Here is a 17,504-nt window from a genome sequence, read left to right on the forward strand (position 1 = left end):
GCCACGAATCCGCCAGGTCGCTCTGGATATCCGGGCGCGGGACGCCGGAGATGACCAGTTCGTGGGCGCGGCGCAGGGCACGCGAGTACTTCGCCGGGTCCGAAAACCTCAGGCCGTCGTCAAAAACAGTGTCCTACTCGCCGGCGGCGTCCGTTGCGGTATTCATGGCCGTGGACGTAACAACCGCCACCCACATCCTCGGCAGGCGGCGCACGTTCGTCGGCGTCGGCATCGGAACCGCCGTCGAGGTACCGCTGGTCGACCTCGCCTGATGCGGCAGCCACACACTGGACTGGAAGCTGCCGGCAGTCAACCAACACAGCCAGCCATCCGTCGTCGTCAGTACACTTGGCAGCATGGTCTCCCGCATCAGCGAACTGGTCCTCAACTGTGCCGACCCGGAACTGCTCTCGAAGTTCTGGTGCGGGGTCCTTGGCTATGTGGAACTCGACCGGGAGGACGGTTCCATCGAGATCGGCCCGCCCGAGGTCGGGTTCGGCGGCCTGCAGCCCACCATCATCCTGAGCCCCAGCACCAACCCGCGGACCGGGCGGCTGCCGCTGCACATCGACGTCAACCCCATCGACCGGGACCAGGCCGCCGAGCTGGAACGCCTGCTGGCCCTCGGCGCCCGGCCGGCCGACGTAGGGCAGTCCGGAGACGAGCAATGGCACGTCCTCGCCGACCCCGAAGGCAACGAGTTCTGCCTGCTCCGCCGGCGGCTCGAGCCCTTACCAAGCCCGTAAACGCTAGGAAAACCGGCCGGCCCGGTGCGACGCCACGTACTCCGCGTCCACGCCCACCCCGGTCAGAGTCGGGTCGTCGAAGTACTGGCTGAACGTCTACGGGTTCTGGCAGGACTCGGCGGACGACGGGCAACTGAGTGCCTTCGCGCGGAAGGCCCTGAAGAACCGCTTCGACCCGGACAACCTGTTCCGTATAAACCGCAACATCCCGCCCACTGCCGGCTAAGTCAGCGACAGAAACCAGCCCTCCGGACTGCGTCGATCGACTCTTCCAGGAGCGCCACACGCTCCGACATGGAGGATCCCTGCGGTGCGGAGATCTTCAGCCCCCGGTATGGTTCCGGCCCCGTGACGTTCAGGCCGGCGTCTACCGCCGCGGCCAAGGTGCGGATGCGCTGGGGCGTCAGCACCGATGCAGGCTCCACCGGAGCCGGCGGCAGGTGCGAGTCATCCCACGCCGCTCCAAAATCTGTCGCCTGCGAGGAACACCCGGACAGGACCACGCCAGCCAGGATGCCTTCAGCTGAGGCAAGTTCCACGTGCCGGACAGGCGCACCCGGGTCCCGGTCCTCAATCGTTGAGCGTGCCCAGTTCACAGCAATCCCCGCACCGGTGCCGGCGGCAAGGACAGCCTCAACCTCCTGCTCAAAACGCAGGAACCCCTTCACAGGCGCGTGGGACGGGCCGGCCGCATCGCAATGTTCCAGGACGATCCGGGCACCATCCCAACGGAACCCTGCAGCCTGCCGCAATGATTCGGTCAGCTCCTTCACGCCCGGGGAAGCGCCCGGAACACCGGCGCCCAGGCGTGGAGCGCTGAACAGGTGTACGGCGCGGACCGCACGGCGGTCCAGCGCATCGTTCAAGGTGCGGACGGCTTCCGCCGCGACCGCCGCGCGTCCGATGGCCGCCTGTCGTCCCGCCTCTGTTGTGGAGGCGAGTCCGAAGTCAGAGGAACGGGCCAGCCGGTCCATGGTGTCCGGAATGGTGGTCACCACGTAGGTGAGATGGTCGGGAAGGTACCGTAACTGCTTCAGGAACCAGTCGCCGTCGTACTTGTGCAGCTCTCCCGTGGCATATAGCGGAATCTCCAGCCCTGAGACGTGCGGCAGCGATGCCGCTGCGGCCAGGAACGCCGCCTCCTGCTCCGGATCCCAGCCGTCCAGGGCGGGAGCCGCTGCGTAACTGCTGACGATCAAGCCGGCGCCAGCACGTGCCCGGCGGGGGAGTCCACCGCAGCCACCGGGTTGGTCAGGGTCCCCACCCCTTCAATGTCCACCGAAACTGTAACTCCCGGGCGCAGTTCGAGGCCGGATTCGTCAGCGGCCCAGGGCGTGCCCGTGAGGATCACGTCGCCGGGGTAGAGGGTCATGAACCGGGAGCAAAACATCAGCAGTTCCGCCACGGTGAACACCATGCGGGACGTGGCGGAATCCTGGACCATGGAGCCGTTGATTGTGGTGACGATGCGGAGAGCCTGAAGGTCCGGGACCTCATCAAGGGTCACCAGCTCCGGCCCCAGCGGGCAGAACGTGTCCATGCTTTTGCCGCGTGTGGACTGGACGTCCGCCGCCTGCAGGTCCCGCGCCGACACGTCGTTGGCCACCGTCACCCCTGCAACGGCGGCGAGTGCCTCTTCCGGAGTGGCGGCGTCCTTGAGGACACGTCCCATCACGACGGCGAGCTCGCCTTCGCACACCACCGTTCCGGCACGTGCCGGGTTGAGGATGATTGGCTCGCCGTCAGCAGCCAGGCTGCCGGCGAATTTGCCAAACACCAGGGGGATGCGCCCCGCTGCCCGCCGGTCCGGGGCTGTGCCTCCGGCGGGCACCGGGAGCGCCGGCTGACCGGCACCATGGTCAGGCCAGTAGTTTTCGCCGATGCCGATCAGCTGCCCGGGGATGCGGACTCCCGGCAGCAGCGCGCAGGACAGGGACGGGCGTGCGTCTGCACCGGCGCCGGAGTGAGTGAACGGAAACCGCGGCATTCAGTGGCTCAGGTGGGATGCGTACACACGCAGCCGCGGGTGCTGGAACACTTCATCCGGAGGGCCCTCCGCCACAATGCCGCCGTGCTCCATAAAGATCACCCGGTCCGCCACCTCGCGGGCAAACTTCATCTCGTGCGTCACGATCACCATGGTCATGCCGGTCTTCGCCAGCTTCGCCATGATGTCCAGGACCTCGTTCACCAGTTCCGGATCCAGGGCGGATGTGGGCTCGTCAAACAGGATGGCCTTGGGATCCATCATCAGCGCCCGGCAGATGGCCACCCGCTGCTGCTGGCCGCCGGACAGGTCTGCCGGGTAGGCGTCCGCTTTGTCCTCCAGGCCCACCGAGCGGAGCTTTTCGAGCGCCCGCGGAACGGCGTCGGCACGTTTTTGCCGTTTGGCGATCACCGGGCCTTCCAGCAGGTTGTCCAGCACGGTCCGGTGCGGCCAGAGATTGAACTGCTGGAACACCATGGCGATCTCCCGGCGCAGCCAGGTCAGCCGGAACTGGTCCACCACGCCGAGCTTGCCCCGGGCGTTGGGGGTGTAGAAAACCTGCCGGCCGTCCACGTGGATCCGCCCGGAATCCGGCACTTCCAGCATGTTGATGCAGCGCAACAGCGTGCTCTTCCCGGCACCGCTGGGGCCGATGATGGCCACCACCTCGCCCGGAAGGATGCGCAGGTCCACATCCTTGAGTACTTCGCGGGAGTTGTAGCTCTTGGTGAGTCCGGTGATGCCGATCATGCCATGCTCCCAACAGCTTCGCGGAGTTGTTTTGTGGTGCCCATTTTGCGGCCCATCTTCTTTTCGATAATGATCTGGACCACCATGAGCAGGCTGGTCATGACCAGGTACATGGCCGCTACCACCCCCAGGGTTTCCATCACGTTGTACGTGGAGTTGTAAGCCTTCTGCCCCTGCAGCATCAGGTCCGGGACGGTGATCACCGAGATCTGCGCCGACTCCTTGAGCATGATGATGCAGTTGTTGATGTACGGCGGAGTCATGAGGCGGATGCCCTCCGGCGCTGTCACCCGCACAAACTTCTGCACCGGATTCATACCTACCGAGTCCGCCGCTTCGAGGTGCCCTGAGTTCACCGATTTGAGCCCGGCCCTGATGATTTCGGAAAAGAACGACGCCGAGTTGAGGCTCATCGCGATCAGCCCTGCGGTAAATGCGTCCATGGTCAGCCCGAACGGCTTCGTGTAATAGAAGAAGAACAGGGACAGCATGAGCGGCAGGCCGCGGAAGAACCAGACATACGCGGCGGCGAAGATCCGCAGGGCGCGGATCCTGGAGAGCCGCAGCGTGGCGATGATGTAGCCCAGGACGGTGGCACAGACGATGGCTGCGGCCACAATTCCCAGGGTGGTCATGGCACCGGCCAGGAAGATCGGGAAATATTCGGCTGCAACAGAGCCGGGCTCGTAGGTGTCCATAGGGAATCAGGCGGCGGGGATCTCGACCGTGAAGCCGAACCACTTCTGGTTCAGTTTCTCCAGGGTGCCGTCAGCCTTGAGCTCTTCGATGATCTTGTCCACCTTGGGCTTCATCTCGGTATCGTCCTTGGGGAGGCCGACGCCGGCGGGCTTGGTGCCGTACACATCTCCCACGATCTTCAGGTCCGAGGCCAGCGGCGAGTTCTTCATGAAGTTCTCTGCAGCGATCCGGCCCGTGGCGAACACCGCGATCCTGCCCGCTGCAACATCGGCAAACCCTTCCGGAGCGCCGGGGTAGGCCTTGAGTTCGGTGAACCCGCCGATGCCCTTGACGTCCGTTTCCGTGCCGGAGCCACCGATGGCGCCCACCACCAGGCCGTCCAGCTTACTGAGCTGCTCCACGGAGTTGTTGTCCTTCTTCACCACCGCAACCGCACCGTCTGCCAGGTAGGGGGTGGAGAAAGTGATGGACTGCTTACGGGGTTCCGTCATGGTCAGCCCTGACATCACGGCGTCGAACTTTCCACTGTTGAGGCCCGGCAGCAGGCCGGTCAGTTGGCCTTCAACGAACTCCGGTTCCATGCCCAGCCTCTCCGCGATCAGCGTGCCCACCTCGATGTCGAAACCGGTGAGCTTGCCGGCCTCCGAGAAGGTGATGGGACGGAACGTGCCGCTGGTGGCGATGGTGAACTTTTCCTTCGCCGGAGTATCCGAGGAAGCATTGCTGCTGGCTGCGCAGCCGCTGGCGGCGAGGGTGAAGGCGGCCAGGGCGGTTATGACGGCGGCTTTGCGTGTGCGTGAAAACATGCGGTGCTTCCCACTTTCAGTGATCCGTGCCAGTGATGTTTGCTGACAGGACTGACGCTATGGGCTGCGTGTGTCCGGGGATTACCTGCTTCGTTTCGGAAATGTTAATTATGAATTCTGTAGACAGTTTTCATTGCCAGTCGGAGACGCCCAGCAGCGCGGCCCCTTAGGTGAGGCTTGCGGCCAGCCCTTCGAGGACCTCAGCAAACGCGAGTGCCTTCAGTTCCCCGCCGGGACCTGCCACCACCTGGACCGACAGGGGGAGTCCGTCCGCGGACAGTCCCACCGGCAAGGACACCACCGGGCATCCGGTCAACGTCACGGCCCGGCAGGGACCCATGACCTCCCAGCCCTGCAGGCTGGTGCCGTCCACATCCAGGGCGCCTTCCGGATCGGCGGCAGGACCGCCGGCGACGGGAAGCAGGGCAACATCCACCGCACCGATCTGGTCCAGGGCGCTGGAGCGCGCAGCGTCGGCCGCCGTGCGGGCCAGGTCCAGCTCGCCAGGGGACGCCGCCAGCGAATCCCGGATGGTTTTCAGGTTGGCCGCTGAGATGCCGGCCTCCTTGCCGGCGATGGCGGCTACGTGATCCAGCATGGGGTCCACCGCGCGCAGGCGGTTGTAGGCGGGCAGGCACTTCGCAAACAGATCCGGCTGGCGGGTCACCGTGTGGCCCGCCGCGGCAACTGCGGCTGCGAGCTTTTCCATGAGTGCGGTGACCTCGCGGCGGACTGGACCAAACGTGCTGCCGTCGCTCCAGGCAATCCGGAGGGGAGCGCCCAAGTGGGAGCCGGCGTCGGCTTCCGCCCCGGACATCACCAGGTACGCCGCCCGCAGGTCACGCACCGACCGCGCGAGCGGGCCGATGGTCTGGAATGAGCCCTGCATACCCGGGCTCACGGCGGGGACCACGCCGTCGGAACCGAAGTTCCCGTCAAGTCCCGGGACCTGCCCTTCACCGGGTACTGTCCCCAGTCCGGGCCGCAGCGAAGCGATACCCACGCACTGGGCGGGCCAGCGCAAGGATCCGCCGAAATCCGTGCCGACCCCCAGGGCTGAGATCCCCGCGGCCACCGAAGACGCTTCGCCGCCGCTGGAGCCTCCCGGGGTGGCTGCTGGATAGCGCGGATTCAGGGTCCTGCCCAGCAGCGGGCTGTCGCAGGTCATGCCAAACGCGAATTCGGGGCAGTTGGTTTTGCCCACCAGGATGGCGTCTGCATCCAGGAGCCGCTGAACGGCCGGTGCTGTGGTTGTGGCCACGGTATGGGCGAACGCCCGGCTGGCCGCCGTGACCGGCAGGCCGGCGACGGCGATCACGTCCTTCACACTGAAGGGCACCCCGGCCAGCGGGCCGAGCGTTTCACCGGCGGCTCGGCGGGCGTCGAGGGTGGCCGCAGCCTGCGCCGCGCCCTCCCAGTCCGCCGTCACGAAGGCATTGAGCGCCTGGCCTTCGGGGTGGGACGCGCGCCGGTGGGTTGCGGCCACAACCTCGCCGGCGGTCACCGCGCCCGTTCGCACAGCGTCCGCGATGGCGGTGGCGTCCTGGTATCCGGCGTTCAGGCCGGCCAGCAGTGAGTGGCTCATGCCCCAGCCGCCTGCTGTTCCAGGGCGGTCTCGCCTTCAAGGTAGTCCCGCTCACCGTGTTCCTCGAATTCGCGGCGGATCCGCTCCGGGTCTCCGGAGCGCAGGCAGGCCAGCAGCTCGGTATGCCGGTCCACGCCCTTGGTGAGATCGCCTTTGGTCCGGGCCTCGTTCAGCACGTTGGCTGCCATGCAGAGCTGCATCTGCAGCATCAGCGACCGGTAGGTGTCGCTGAGCCTGCGGTGGCCGGCGGCGTCAACCAGCGCCGTATGGAAGTCAATGTTGGCCTGGACCACGGCGGCCCGGTCGCCGCGTTTGGCGGCGGCGCGCATGGCCTTCATGATCGGATCCAGGGGTGCGTAGGTGGCGGGGTCCTTCCTCGCCAGGAGGTAGTCCAGGGCAAACATTTCCAATGCCCGCCGCAAGGAGTAGATCTCGTTGATATCCGTCTCCGTCATGGAGACCACGCGGTAGCCGCGCCGGGGTGATTGTTCCAAGAGGCCTTCGCTTTCCAGCGTCCGGAGGGCTTCCCGCAGCGGGGGTCGGGAAATTCCCAGGCGTTCCGCCAGCGGAGGCTCGTTCAGCTTGTCCCCGGGCGCCAGTTCACCGCTCACTATCAACTTCCGGATCTCGGTGGTGGCGAGCGAAACGAGGCTTTCCTGGACGATCATGCCCCCAGACTACTGTCTACAGTCGCCGCAGAGCCATAGCTTCCGCGAGTTTACACAGGGTTTACATGGGAGGTTCCTTCTGTAGATTGTCTACAGTATTCTTTGCTGTATCCAACGAAGAATGGTGGGAAATGGGAACGACATCGACAGCCACCCGCAAGGCCCGGCGCTGGCGCGGCTGGCTGGATCCTTTTGTGCTGCTGCTCCTGGCAACCCTGGCCGGGGCGGCCCTCCTCCCGCCGGACAAAGAGCTGGTCCCTGCGCTGTCCGGCGCCGGTGGCGTGGCGGTGGCTGTTCAGTTCTTCATCAGTGGCCTGCGCCTGCCCTCATCCGCAGCCCTGAAGGGCCTCAAGGCCTGGCGGCTCCACCTGGTCATCGTGGGGTTCTCCTTTGTTATGTTCCCCATTCTTGGGTTCGGTGTGGCGGCAGGCTCGTCCTGGTACCTGAACCATGAGCTGGTGGCGGGACTGTTGTTCCTGACCATGCTTCCCACGGCGGTGCAGACGGCCACCACGTTCACCGGCATTGCCCGGGGCAACACCGCTGCCGCTGTCTGCGCGGCCTCCATTTCGAACCTCCTCGGCGTGCTGGCCACGCCGTTGCTTGTGGCGCTGGCCCTGGGGTCCTACAGCGGTATGAACCTGTCATCGATCACCAAGATTGCCGTGCAGATTGTTGCCCCCTTTGTGCTGGGCCAGCTGCTCCACAAACTGACCCTGAAATGGACGCAGCGCTGGGCCCCGGCGTTCAAGGTTGTGGACCGGGCAGCCATCCTGCTGGTGGTGTACGTCGCGTTCGGCGCCGCTGTGGCCGACGGTGTGTGGCACCGCATCCCCGCGGCGCAGCTGGCTGTAACAGCCGGTATCTGCGCGGCGATGCTGGCGCTGAGCCTCTGGATCACGTCCCTGGTGGCCAAAAAACTGGGGTTCGTGCCTGCGGATGCCACCGCCATCATGTTTTGCGGTTCGGAGAAGAGCCTGGCCACCGGACTGCCCTTGTCCGCGATCCTCTTTACCGGTCCGCTGGGCGGGGTGGTGATCCTGCCGGTGATTATGTATCACGCGATGCAGCTGATCGTCTGCGCCGCGATTGCCCGACGGGTGGCACGCCGGACTGAACCCCAGCATTACACGGACGCTGGTCCGGCCGTCCTGGCAGGTGCTCGCTAGGCGTTACTTGGCTGGGCGGGCACTGCCGATTGGCAGTGCCCGCCCCTTTCAGTTGGGCTTACTGGGCGACGAGGCCCGGCACCCCGTCCTGGATCACGAAGGAGGCCTTCGTGGATACCGGGGCGCCCGGCGTCGTGACCTGGTCCAGCGTCCGGAAGTCCGCGGTCATGGCGTCCCTGGTGATCTTGGTGTTCACGTAGCCGCGGTTGTCGTTGTAGAACTTCAGGTGCTGGTTCCAGGCCATCGTCGGATCGGCAGTGGAGCCGGTGCCGTTGCCGGTGGAGGTGATGGAGGTGCACACCAGTTCGGTACCCACCACAGGAGAGGCCGGGTCCTTGTAGTCCACCTTGACCTCGTTGGCCCAGTTGCGGTGCACGTCGCCAGTGAGCACCACGGCATTGCGGACGTTCGCATCCACCCAGCCCTGGGTGATGCGACGGCGGGAGGCGGTGTACCCGTCCCAGCCGTCCATGGAGACATCGTCAACGTCCAGGGCTGCAGCGCGGTCCCGCTCGGCGAAGAAGACCTGCTGGCCCAGGATGTCCCAGCGCTGGGTGGAGCCCTTGAAACCGTCCAGCAGCCACTGTTCCTGCTCCGCGCCGGTGATGGTGCGGTCCTCCGCCAGCCGTTCGGCCACATTCTTCTGCCAGCCGTCGCCGGCGAGCTGGTCGTCGCGGTACTGGCGCGTGTCCATCATGTGGAAATTGGCAAGCTGGCCCCACTGGAGCCTGCGGTAAATCTTCATGTCCGGTCCAGCCGGAAGGGAGGACGGGCGCAACGGCATGTTCTCGTAGTAGGCCTGGAACGCGGCGCTGCGGCGCTGCCGGAAGTGCTCCAGGGTGTCGTTCAGCTGGCCGGCGTCGCTGTTCTCGGGGACATCGTCCGCCCAGTTGTTGTCCACCTCATGGTCATCCCACACCACTGCCCACGGTGCGATCGCGTGCGCTTCCTGCAGGTCGGCGTCGGACTTGTACTGGGCGTGCCGCTGGCGGTAGGTCTGCAGCGTGACCGTCTCCGGGCCCGCGTGATCCCGAGGATTGCCGCCGCCGATCACGTAGCTGCCCTTCTTGTATTCGTAGAGGTAGTCACCGAGGTGCAGCACCAGGTCCGGGTGGTCCTCAGCCAGCCGCTTGTACGCGGTGAAGTAACCGTGCTCGTACTGCGCACAGCTGGCGAACGCCATGGCCAGCGCGGCGGGAGTCTCGTGCGGCGCCGGGCTGGTCAGGGTCCGCCCCACCGGGCTGACGTGCTTGCCGGCGCGGAACCGGTAGAAGTACTCGCGGCCCGGGCGAAGGCCCCGGAGCTCCACATGCACCGAATGTGCTGTCTCGATCCGCGCCCGTTCGACGCCGCGGGCCACCACCTTCCGCATCCCGGCGTCCTCTGCCACTTCCCACTGCACGGCGACGTTGCGTGAAGGCATGCCGCCGAGGCCGTCCTCGGCCAGTGGGTTCACCGCGAGGCGCGTCCACAGCACAAAGCCGTCCGGCCACGGCTCGCCGGAGGCAATGCCAAGGGCGAAGGGGTAGGTGTGGAGGCCGGCGTCGTCCGCCGTCGAAACCGCGACGGCTGCACTGGGCGCCGCGGCAATGAGGCCCGCGCCCAGGCCGGCAGTGAGGAGGGATCTGCGCGAAATTTTGTCCATGCCCCGAACCTACGGAGGCCGGTTGGCCAAGTTCCCAGGATCGTATGAATCACTGGTTAACTGCATGACAAAAATTGTTAACTCTGGCGCTCACAACGTTGCCGGAACCTCGCGGCCGGGGAACAGCGCAGAGTACTGCCGCCGGTACATCCGGCGTCCGACCAGCCGGTAGGCCAGGCGGATCGGTGCGGGGATATCCTTGAACATTTCCACGCGGTCCGCAGGCGGGTTCGTCGCAAGCACCATTCCGAGGTATCCCACCAGGAACTTCTTGTCGAACTGCTGGATGCCGTGCTCTGCGGCCGCTTTCAGTTCCTTTTCGGTCATTAATCTGTCCACCACCGGCATCACTTCTGTCACCTCTCGGCGCAGGTGCACGTTCAGGACAGCGGACAGGTCGGCGTAAAGCTCCGCGAGTTCTTCGCGGGTTGCTATGTCAGCGGTCTCCATCCAGCGCAGGCGAAGGGGCTCGATAGTTTCCAGCCGTTCCGTCACCTGCCGGTGCTGGGCGAGCATCTGCCCGATGTGCAAGGCGCAGCCGGGCGCGCGTTCGGACAGCTGTGGGTACATCAACAGGTCCTCGCCCTCGTGATGCGTGTGGAGCACCATGTCGAAGTTGCCCAAAGCCTCGCCCACGTAGGCGGCGCGGGAAATATCGCCTGCGGCCGCGGACCGCACCAGTCCCGGCGCTTCGCCATACGCCCACAGGAAGAAACGGTGGATCCGGCGCATGCCCGCGGTCCCTGAGCAGAGCACCGGACCCGGCGGCAGCGGAGCCGCGGTTTCGCCGGGATGCATCGTGAAAAAGTCAGTCATGTCAGGCCCCTAACGCTCGTCATCGAGACGCGGCCTCTCCCCGCCAAAATGGTATCGCTGGGCCCTATGGTTCACAACGGTTGCGCATTTGGCGTCCGGAAGTCAGCACCTTTCTTGGGCGTTCGCGGCCTATGCGGGGAATGGCCGCTCGTGCATCCGCACGTCAACGACTGCCGCCTGCGCCGGCAGCACTGGTTCGGCCGGTGCCAGCTCAGCAAGCTGCAGTTTGACCTGTTCGAGTTCCACGCTGAGCCGGTCAACGGTGGAGCGGTACTTCCGGAACCTGGACCGTTCGCGCCTGCCCACAAAGAAGCTGATGACCAGGGTGACGATCATCATGGGGAACGACCACAACAGGGCCAGGCTGGACGTGCCGAGGAAACCCAATGCGACGGGAAGGGCGTGCTGGAACGTCTGGAAGTCGTTAACCCCGCTCATCACTGAGGCCAGGGCAGAATCCAACGGGCCAAGGTACTGCCCCACCAGGGGAGTGCCGGCGAACGACGGGGCGGTCAGGGATTCTGTGCCTTCCGGCGCCCAGCGGGCATCCGTCAGGTGGTTCAGCACATAGATTCCGGCACCCGCGTTGACCGCAGCGAAGACGAAGATGGAGCCCAGCGCCGTCCAATGGATCTTGCGCCAGTTGCAGAGGCCACCGACGATCAGTAATGCAGCGGCCATGACCCACGCGGATATTCGGAGTTGGTCCTGGCTCAAGCCACTCAATAGATCCATGGAATTACGCTCCCGTATTCACAAGTCAACAGCCGTTCCTATCGCCAGAGAGCATAACCCGGCAGTTCGAATCGCCTGCCGACAGGCTTCGGATGCGGGAAATGTGACATCAGCCATTCAGAAGCGTTACCCGCTGAACCGCAGCCAGAGCACGTCGGCAGGTCGCCCAGCCCTAGCCAGACTCAACGCATCAGTGCTGCGTCCCCAGAACAGAGTGGGCGATCAACATGTCGAGCCGCCGGATATCAGCCTTCTTGCCGACCTTGATTTTGATGTGGCCAGCGCGGGTCCAAAGCTCCAGTTCAGCATCTAAATCGAATTTCCCGGCATTCTCGGACGACCACATGTTGATGGCGGAGTAGGGGAGTGAGTAGATCTCCACTTTCTTGCCTGTAATGCCCTGGGCGTCCCTGACAATCATCCGCTTAGTGGTGAAAATAGCGCTGTCCCGAAAAGTCCTGTACGCCGCGACAGGTTGTTCCCCAGCCACCATGAGTTCCATGACGTCATTCGGAATGGGACATTCTTCGACGAACGTCCATGTAGTTATTGCGGCGGCTTCCATTACGATCTCCCCCAACTTGTGTTGTGCCCGCGCCAGGTCCGACGTTGGTGCGCTTCGAAAGGACCGTGGCGAGGAACTGCTGCTGCCCACGATACCGGCACGGTCCTTTCCGGCCCTGCCCTCTGTCAGGGGAGTGGCTGGCGCTCGCCCACACTGACCGAGGACGACGCTGGTGCATACCCCCGCCGTCGTCGTTCCATCCGTCGCTGTTGTCCCGGAGACGGGATGCTGGCGCGCTTGCTGCGGTTGCACCTCGCACAGGCCGCCACGAAATTCTGCAGGCTGGTGGAGCCTCCCTTGGACCAAGGGTAGAAATGGTCGGCATGTTCGGCGGGACGTCCGCAGCGGCGACCAAGAGCCGCTTCCAGTTCGCACCGGCCGCCAGCACGGATCATCCCTTCGCGGCGCTGTTGCCGCGTGAATCGCCGTACGGGGTCACGGCGTCGGACATCGCGGAGTCCGACGGCGGCTGCACCAATCCCCAACACCACGGCGATGACGCCAGGGAGCGCAACCGCAGCGATGACGTCGTCGAGCAGGCTCCGCAACATTCCGGCGGCGGCTTCTCCCGCTCCAGCACTGGACGGTGCGTTGCTCGTGAGCGCTGATATCGCGGCGACGGCGAGCCAGACCAGGACTACCACGTACGTGAGAAGAAGACCTCGCCTGGTCCAGTAAATGCGGCCGAGTTCCGGCATCTGTTCCCCCATTCAGGTTTTGTGGAAATCGTATAGATCACCCGTCCACTGAGTGCCCGGATTTAGCTCAAGGTTTGCCCAGCTTTCATCCTCATGAGTGGCTGGCACGCGTTCGGGTTGCGCGGTTGGGGGGTCTTCTCGCTGTCGAAGGCTGGGGATCTGCCCGTGCAACAATGACGCCATGACCCACCAACAGCATGAAACCGCCGCGCCGGAACTGGACAGCACCGACCTCCCCGCGTTTGAAGCCGCGTACCAGGCCGCACGGAAGAGCCTGGCCGAAGGCGGCATCCCCATCGGTGCCGCCATCGCCCGCGGCGGCGTGGTCTTCGCCAGCGGGCACAACGAACGGGTCCAGAACGCTGACCCGATCGCGCACGGGGAGATGTCGGCGCTCCGCGCCGCCGGCCGGCAGAAGAGCTACCGGGACACCACGCTCTACACCACCCTGGCCCCGTGTGCCATGTGCACGGGGACCATCATCCAGTTCAAGATCCCCCGCGTGGTGGTGGGGGAGGCCCGCACGTTCGACGGCGAGCTGGACCTGCTGCGCTCGCGCGGCGTTGACGTCGTGGTCCTGGATGACCCGCGCTGCGTGGACATGATGCGCTCGTTCCAGGCCGACAAACCGGACCTGTGGGCGGAGGACATCGCTGAGTAGCCGCGAGTCCTGCCGCGACCCCTAAACTGGGGCGTTGAAAAGGCCATATGACAGTTGGGGGAATCATGTCGGTCAGCAGTCACCAGGAACACGATGATGCGGTGCATGCCGAGCATAAAGCCGCTCTTGCCCGCGGTGAAAAGTGGGTTTTGTATTTGACCGCGGAGGGGATGCTTCACAGCTACACCAAAACGGAATTGGGAGGTCCGCCGAACGGAAGCACCCGGTGGTGGCAGAACCTGCCCGGGCTGCTGTTTCTGCTGCCGATGTTCGGCCTCTGCATGTACGTCGCCATCACTAATCCAGTGGGGACGGCGACGGCGCAATGGGCAACCCTGTTCGGTGCCCTGCTGATGGCTCTCGGCGCGGCGTACCTTATCTGGGAATCGGTGGTTGTCTACCGCGCCCGACAAGTGCGCATCCGCCGCGGATCGCCTGATCCGCTCCGCATCACGGGGGCCAAGACCAAGCTTCCCGAGGCCTACACGCAATCACAACCCATCAAGAAGAGCCGATGGTGAACAGACCCTGACGGCCCCACGGCCGCGCTGGGAAGAACCGACAGGATCACCAACCGCTAGACAGCAGCCACCTCAACCTGTACCCCGGCGTCCCGGAACTTCTGCACCTGGGCGGGGTCGGCGCCGTCGTCCGTCACCAAAGTCCACGGGAGAGCAAGGCGCGCCCAGGCGTGGAACGGCCGGAGCCCGAGCTTGGAGGAGTCCGCCAAAACGTAAACCGAACGTCCCCGCCGGGCCATGAGCTCCTTGAGCCGGGTCTGGGCGTGGTCTGCTTCGCAGATGCCGTCCTCGGCGGTGACGGCGTCGGCGCCCAGGAACACCCGGTCAAAACTCATCCGCTCCAGCGCCGCCTCGGCCAGCGGGCCCACAAAACTCTGCGAGAGGCTGCGCAGCCGGCCGCCCAGGCAGTCCACCTCGATGCCGTCGGACTCGGCGAGTTCCTGCATGGTGTTGATGCCCGGCGTCGTCACGGACAACCGGTCGAAGCCGCGCAGTTCATGCGCCAGGGCACCCACGGTGGAGCCGGCGTCGAGCAGGATGTTCTCCCCAGGCTGGATCACGGCCGCCGCCCAGCGGGCGATCGCATGCTTCTGCTCAAACGCCTCGCCCGTGCGTTGCCGCAGCGACGCCTCCGGGTGCGCGCCCAACGCCATCGCACCGCCGTAGGTGCGGGCCAGCCGGCCCTGCCCGTTGAGCAGTGCCAGGTCGCGGCGGATGGTGGACGCCGTCACCTCGAAGCGCGCGGACAGCTCCTCTACGGACGCCAGGCCGGTGGTCACGGCGAGGTGGTAGATCTCCTCGCGCCGCGCATCCGCAGACATCATTCCCGGCCTCCTTCCCGTGGGATAAGTACCCATGCTAGTTCCGGCGTCCCGAAAACATGGTTGCTACACGGCCACGGCGGGCCGGGTTGCCATCTCCGCCGCCTGGTGCAGCGCCTCAACCATGGACCGCGGATCCGCGATGGCCTTGCCGGCGATGTCGAACGCGGTGCCGTGGTCCACGGACGTGCGGATCACCGGCAGGCCCACCGTGATGTTCACGCCCGCCTCGATGCCCAGCACCTTCACCGGGCCGTGGCCCTGGTCGTGGTACATGGCCACCACCAGGTCGTAGTCGCCGCGGCCGGCCAGGAAAAACAGGGTATCCGCGGGCAGCGGGCCCACGGCGTTGATGCCGGATGCCTGCGCAGCCTTCACGCCCGGCTCGATTTTCTCGGCTTCCTCGCCCTGCCCGAACAGGCCGTTCTCGCCGGCGTGCGGGTTGATGGCGCACACGCCGATCTTCGGGTGGGGGATCCCGGCCCGGATCAGTGCCTCGCTCCCGCGCCGGATGGTGCGTTCCACCAGGTCCGGGTTGATCTTCCGGACGGCGTCCATCAGTCCGATGTGCGTGGTCACGTGGATCACCTTGATCTTGGGTGTGGAGAGCATCATGGACACCTCCACCGTGCCCGTCAGCTGCGCCAACAGCTCGGTGTGCCCCGGGAAAATGTGGCCGGCCGCGTGCAGCGCCTCCTTATTCAGCGGCGCCGTGCAGATGGCCTGCACCTTCCCGGCCATCGCCAGCTCGCTGGCCACCCGGATGTACTCGTACGCCGCATGCCCGGCCACCGGGGAGAGCTGCCCCCACGGCAGGTCTTCCGGCAGCAGCGCCAAGTCGATCACGTTCACCCGGCCCGGCGTGAACACCGCGTCCTCCACGTCCGTGATCACCTGGATGTCCGCCTCAATGCCCAGCACCTCGGCGGCCTGGCGCAGCCGCAGCGCGTCCCCGACCACCACGGGCCGGCACTCGGCGTTGCTCTGCGGATCCAGCACGGCGGCCACCACCACCTCGGGTCCCACCCCGGCGCCATCGCCCATGGTGACGGCCACGTAGGGCAGTTCCGCAGAATCAGTGTTGTTCATGAAGTGTCCTTCAGGGGGCAGGGACGGCTGGGGTGCCGTCGGCAGGGGGAGTGCGGTGGGGGAGGGATCCTCCGCCGCGGAAGGTTCAGGGGAGCCGGCGAGTGCGGCCAGGATGGTGCGGAGGCTGTCCCGGCTGCCGAAACTTCCGGGCCGGGTGACCACGGGCATCCCGGCCGCGGTACGGCACAGGACGGCGCCGTTTTCGATTTCGCCCAGCACCAAGAGTTGCTGGACGCCGAGTGCAGCCAGCACGTGCCGCGCAGTTTCGCCGCCGGTCAGCATCAACGGCCTGTCCCGGGCGAACGGTGCAACTGTCCGGGCCAGCCCGCCGGCGATCCGGGCCGACGCCACCGGATCCACGTTGGCCGCCGCCACGGTGACCGCCGCCGGACCCGCCCGGAGGGCAGTTTCCAGCGCGGCGGTTGACGGGTTTCCGGCCAGGAGATCCTGCGGGGCAAACGTGATGACGGGGACGCCGCCCGCTGCCAGAACGTGGAGCTGCTCCCGCGCCGGTCCTGACGCCGAGCCCACCACCAGCAACGGCGCCTTGGCGTCCTGCCGGGCTTTGTGGAAGCGGACGACGGCGGCCCTTGGGCGGGGTGCGTACCCTGCAGTCCGGGCCAGGGCAGCGCCCAATGCGGATGCGCCGGCAAGCCGCAGGCCCGGGATGCCGCGGGCGGCCCGGGCAATGAGGTCCAGGTCCGCTGTGGTTTCCGCGTCGCAGACGATGACGGCTGCCGGGTGGCCGGCGCTCGCCGCCATCAGGAGGGCGGTCAGGGCCGGGGTTCCGGAGCGGACGGCCGCCAGGCTGATCAGGGTGGTGTCCAGGGGAGCCAGGGTTGCGGCGACAGACTCGGGCGCTGCCGTCGGTTCGGCATCCCAGAGCGGGGTCCGGTGCAGCGGGACACCCCCATGGTGCACCATCCCGTTGACAGTGCTGCGGCCCATTGCGGGCAGCGCGGGGGCCAGGAGGACAGGGCCGCCCTCCGCCAGGACTTCCAATTGCCGCGCCACCGGTCCGCGGAGCAGCGAATCGAGCTTCAGGAAGACCAGGGGAGCGGCATCCCCGGAGGGCAGCGCCCCCAGGATCAACCGGAGCCTGTCCGCGGCAACGTCCGCCGGGAACGCCCGGTTGTCCGTGTCCAGAACCAAAGTGGCGGCCGCCCACGGCAGGCAGGCCACGGCTGCCGCAAGGTCTTCCGGACCGTGCGGAAGCAGGCGGACCTGGGGGCCGCCGTCGTCCGTTCCCTGCTTTAAAGGCAAGGAATGCGCACTCTGCGCACAGGATTCGGTCAAGTGGGAAGAGCCGCCCAGCAGCGCCGCGGCGGTCTCGGCCGCGCCGGAAAGGTCGTCAGCAATGGCAAGTATGCGTAGCATTGCTGCCTCCTTTGGCATCGGCGTTATGGATCCTGCATACCGAGAACTATCTGGTCTGCACAAAACACGCTAGCCCTATTGCGCGCTTTGCGCAATCGTGGCATTGTGATGGCAGTAACACCAGCGGGGCAGGTATCACCAGGATGCAGCGCCTCGGCCGGCAGGT

Annotated in this window: 21 protein-coding genes; 7 read left to right on the forward strand and 14 right to left on the reverse strand. The window is 66.0% G+C overall.

Going from position 1 to position 17,504, the window contains the following annotated elements; genetic code table 11:
- The first annotated feature begins 50 nt into the window (after window positions 1–50).
- The 3 genes from ASF72_RS16210 to ASF72_RS21230 all read left to right on the forward strand — a co-directional run bounded on the left by ASF72_RS16210 (window position 51) and on the right by ASF72_RS21230 (window position 972).
- On the forward strand, window positions 51–272 hold the full coding sequence (locus ASF72_RS16210) for a hypothetical protein (RefSeq protein ID WP_056600561.1): 222 nt from the start codon (window positions 51–53) through the stop codon (window positions 270–272).
- An 84-nt stretch (window positions 273–356) separates the two neighbouring features.
- Window positions 357–746, forward strand: a complete 390-nt coding sequence (locus ASF72_RS16215) for a VOC family protein (protein ID WP_056600563.1) — start codon at window positions 357–359, stop codon at window positions 744–746.
- Window positions 747–879: 133 nt separating this feature from the next.
- Complete coding sequence (locus tag ASF72_RS21230; RefSeq protein ID WP_327019598.1) at window positions 880–972, forward strand: BBE domain-containing protein; 93 nt, start codon at window positions 880–882, stop codon at window positions 970–972.
- A 1-nt stretch (window position 973) separates the two neighbouring features.
- Here ASF72_RS21230 and ASF72_RS16220 read toward each other — a convergent pair whose 3' ends face one another.
- The 7 genes from ASF72_RS16220 to ASF72_RS16250 all read right to left on the reverse strand — a co-directional run bounded on the left by ASF72_RS16220 (window position 974) and on the right by ASF72_RS16250 (window position 7,241).
- Window positions 974–1,945 (reverse strand): DUF4862 family protein, encoded by a 972-nt coding sequence (locus tag ASF72_RS16220; protein WP_056600565.1) that lies wholly within the window; start codon window positions 1,943–1,945, stop codon window positions 974–976.
- Window positions 1,942–2,733, reverse strand: a complete 792-nt coding sequence (locus ASF72_RS16225) for a fumarylacetoacetate hydrolase family protein (protein WP_056600567.1) — start codon at window positions 2,731–2,733, stop codon at window positions 1,942–1,944. The genes ASF72_RS16220 and ASF72_RS16225 overlap by 4 nt, the downstream gene beginning before the upstream one ends.
- Window positions 2,734–3,483 (reverse strand): amino acid ABC transporter ATP-binding protein, encoded by a 750-nt coding sequence (locus ASF72_RS16230; protein WP_056600569.1) that lies wholly within the window; start codon window positions 3,481–3,483, stop codon window positions 2,734–2,736.
- Complete coding sequence (locus ASF72_RS16235; RefSeq protein ID WP_056600571.1) at window positions 3,480–4,181, reverse strand: amino acid ABC transporter permease; 702 nt, start codon at window positions 4,179–4,181, stop codon at window positions 3,480–3,482. The genes ASF72_RS16230 and ASF72_RS16235 overlap by 4 nt, the downstream gene beginning before the upstream one ends.
- 6 nt (window positions 4,182–4,187) lie before the next feature.
- Window positions 4,188–4,988, reverse strand: a complete 801-nt coding sequence (locus ASF72_RS16240; protein ID WP_056600573.1) for a transporter substrate-binding domain-containing protein — start codon at window positions 4,986–4,988, stop codon at window positions 4,188–4,190.
- Window positions 4,989–5,154: 166 nt separating this feature from the next.
- A complete protein-coding gene (locus tag ASF72_RS16245) occupies window positions 5,155–6,573 on the reverse strand; it encodes an amidase (protein ID WP_056600576.1) in 1,419 nt (472 codons plus the stop codon).
- Window positions 6,570–7,241 carry a GntR family transcriptional regulator gene (locus ASF72_RS16250; RefSeq protein ID WP_056600578.1) on the reverse strand — a complete coding sequence of 224 codons (672 nt, stop codon included), beginning with the start codon at window positions 7,239–7,241 and terminating at the stop codon, window positions 6,570–6,572. Before ASF72_RS16250 ends, ASF72_RS16245 begins: the two co-directional genes overlap by 4 nt.
- Window positions 7,242–7,372: 131 nt before the next feature.
- Here ASF72_RS16250 and ASF72_RS16255 point away from each other — a divergent pair, with 131 nt between their 5' ends.
- Entirely contained in the window at window positions 7,373–8,410 is a 1,038-nt protein-coding gene (locus ASF72_RS16255; protein ID WP_056600580.1) for a bile acid:sodium symporter family protein, read from the forward strand.
- 58 nt (window positions 8,411–8,468) lie between these two features.
- Here the strand turns inward: ASF72_RS16255 and ASF72_RS16260 are convergent, their stop codons facing one another.
- From ASF72_RS16260 to ASF72_RS21105, 5 genes are all read right to left on the reverse strand, one after another.
- Entirely contained in the window at window positions 8,469–10,055 is a 1,587-nt protein-coding gene (locus ASF72_RS16260; RefSeq protein ID WP_056600583.1) for an alkaline phosphatase D family protein, read from the reverse strand.
- A 90-nt stretch (window positions 10,056–10,145) separates the two neighbouring features.
- Entirely contained in the window at window positions 10,146–10,871 is a 726-nt protein-coding gene (locus ASF72_RS16265; RefSeq protein ID WP_056600585.1) for a hemerythrin domain-containing protein, read from the reverse strand.
- Window positions 10,872–11,000: 129 nt separating this feature from the next.
- The gene (locus ASF72_RS16270; RefSeq protein WP_056600588.1) at window positions 11,001–11,552 is read right to left on the reverse strand and encodes a hypothetical protein; all 552 of its coding nucleotides are present in this window, start codon (window positions 11,550–11,552) and stop codon (window positions 11,001–11,003) included.
- Between the two features lie 244 nt (window positions 11,553–11,796).
- Entirely contained in the window at window positions 11,797–12,171 is a 375-nt protein-coding gene (locus tag ASF72_RS16275; protein ID WP_056600648.1) for a PH domain-containing protein, read from the reverse strand.
- 125 nt (window positions 12,172–12,296) lie between these two features.
- Window positions 12,297–12,566 (reverse strand): HNH endonuclease, encoded by a 270-nt coding sequence (locus tag ASF72_RS21105; protein WP_235504755.1) that lies wholly within the window; start codon window positions 12,564–12,566, stop codon window positions 12,297–12,299.
- Between ASF72_RS21105 and ASF72_RS21110 the strand changes: the two genes are divergently transcribed.
- The 3 genes from ASF72_RS21110 to ASF72_RS16290 all read left to right on the forward strand — a co-directional run bounded on the left by ASF72_RS21110 (window position 12,486) and on the right by ASF72_RS16290 (window position 14,051).
- Entirely contained in the window at window positions 12,486–12,779 is a 294-nt protein-coding gene (locus tag ASF72_RS21110) for a hypothetical protein (protein ID WP_056600590.1), read from the forward strand. The genes ASF72_RS21105 and ASF72_RS21110 overlap by 81 nt on opposite strands.
- 271 nt (window positions 12,780–13,050) lie before the next feature.
- Window positions 13,051–13,530: a nucleoside deaminase gene (locus tag ASF72_RS16285; RefSeq protein WP_056600592.1), complete on the forward strand. Its 480-nt coding sequence runs from the start codon at window positions 13,051–13,053 to the stop codon at window positions 13,528–13,530.
- A 65-nt stretch (window positions 13,531–13,595) separates the two neighbouring features.
- A complete protein-coding gene (locus tag ASF72_RS16290; RefSeq protein ID WP_157371024.1) occupies window positions 13,596–14,051 on the forward strand; it encodes a hypothetical protein in 456 nt (151 codons plus the stop codon).
- Window positions 14,052–14,107: 56 nt separating this feature from the next.
- Here ASF72_RS16290 and ASF72_RS16295 read toward each other — a convergent pair whose 3' ends face one another.
- The gene (locus tag ASF72_RS16295; RefSeq protein WP_056600597.1) at window positions 14,108–14,875 is read right to left on the reverse strand and encodes a DeoR/GlpR family DNA-binding transcription regulator; all 768 of its coding nucleotides are present in this window, start codon (window positions 14,873–14,875) and stop codon (window positions 14,108–14,110) included.
- Between the two features lie 63 nt (window positions 14,876–14,938).
- Window positions 14,939–17,338, reverse strand: coding sequence for a 4-hydroxythreonine-4-phosphate dehydrogenase PdxA (gene pdxA, locus ASF72_RS16300; RefSeq protein WP_056600598.1), 2,400 nt, complete (start codon window positions 17,336–17,338; stop codon window positions 14,939–14,941).
- Between the last annotated feature and the right edge of the window lie 166 nt (window positions 17,339–17,504).

It is taken from the genome of Arthrobacter sp. Leaf141 (genome assembly GCF_001424565.1).
Lineage (GTDB): Bacteria > Actinomycetota > Actinomycetes > Actinomycetales > Micrococcaceae > Arthrobacter.

Coding starts and splice junctions, on each gene's coding strand:
- ASF72_RS16210 (WP_056600561.1), top strand. CDS start 51: ATGACCAGTTCGTGGGCGCGGCGCAGGGCACGCGAGTACTTCGCCGGG.
- ASF72_RS16215 (WP_056600563.1), top strand. CDS start 357: ATGGTCTCCCGCATCAGCGAACTGGTCCTCAACTGTGCCGACCCGGAA.
- ASF72_RS16225 (WP_056600567.1), bottom strand. CDS start 2,733: ATGCCGCGGTTTCCGTTCACTCACTCCGGCGCCGGTGCAGACGCACGC.
- ASF72_RS16230 (WP_056600569.1), bottom strand. CDS start 3,483: ATGATCGGCATCACCGGACTCACCAAGAGCTACAACTCCCGCGAAGTA.
- ASF72_RS16235 (WP_056600571.1), bottom strand. CDS start 4,181: ATGGACACCTACGAGCCCGGCTCTGTTGCAGCCGAATATTTCCCGATC.
- ASF72_RS16240 (WP_056600573.1), bottom strand. CDS start 4,988: ATGTTTTCACGCACACGCAAAGCCGCCGTCATAACCGCCCTGGCCGCC.
- ASF72_RS16245 (WP_056600576.1), bottom strand. CDS start 6,573: ATGAGCCACTCACTGCTGGCCGGCCTGAACGCCGGATACCAGGACGCC.
- ASF72_RS16250 (WP_056600578.1), bottom strand. CDS start 7,241: ATGATCGTCCAGGAAAGCCTCGTTTCGCTCGCCACCACCGAGATCCGG.
- ASF72_RS16255 (WP_056600580.1), top strand. CDS start 7,373: ATGGGAACGACATCGACAGCCACCCGCAAGGCCCGGCGCTGGCGCGGC.
- ASF72_RS16260 (WP_056600583.1), bottom strand. CDS start 10,055: ATGGACAAAATTTCGCGCAGATCCCTCCTCACTGCCGGCCTGGGCGCG.
- ASF72_RS16265 (WP_056600585.1), bottom strand. CDS start 10,871: ATGACTGACTTTTTCACGATGCATCCCGGCGAAACCGCGGCTCCGCTG.
- ASF72_RS16270 (WP_056600588.1), bottom strand. CDS start 11,552: ATGGCCGCTGCATTACTGATCGTCGGTGGCCTCTGCAACTGGCGCAAG.
- ASF72_RS16275 (WP_056600648.1), bottom strand. CDS start 12,171: ATGGAAGCCGCCGCAATAACTACATGGACGTTCGTCGAAGAATGTCCC.
- ASF72_RS21110 (WP_056600590.1), top strand. CDS start 12,486: ATGGTCGGCATGTTCGGCGGGACGTCCGCAGCGGCGACCAAGAGCCGC.
- ASF72_RS21105 (WP_235504755.1), bottom strand. CDS start 12,566: ATGATCCGTGCTGGCGGCCGGTGCGAACTGGAAGCGGCTCTTGGTCGC.
- ASF72_RS16285 (WP_056600592.1), top strand. CDS start 13,051: ATGACCCACCAACAGCATGAAACCGCCGCGCCGGAACTGGACAGCACC.
- ASF72_RS16290 (WP_157371024.1), top strand. CDS start 13,596: ATGTCGGTCAGCAGTCACCAGGAACACGATGATGCGGTGCATGCCGAG.
- ASF72_RS16295 (WP_056600597.1), bottom strand. CDS start 14,875: ATGATGTCTGCGGATGCGCGGCGCGAGGAGATCTACCACCTCGCCGTG.
- pdxA (WP_056600598.1), bottom strand. CDS start 17,338: ATGCTACGCATACTTGCCATTGCTGACGACCTTTCCGGCGCGGCCGAG.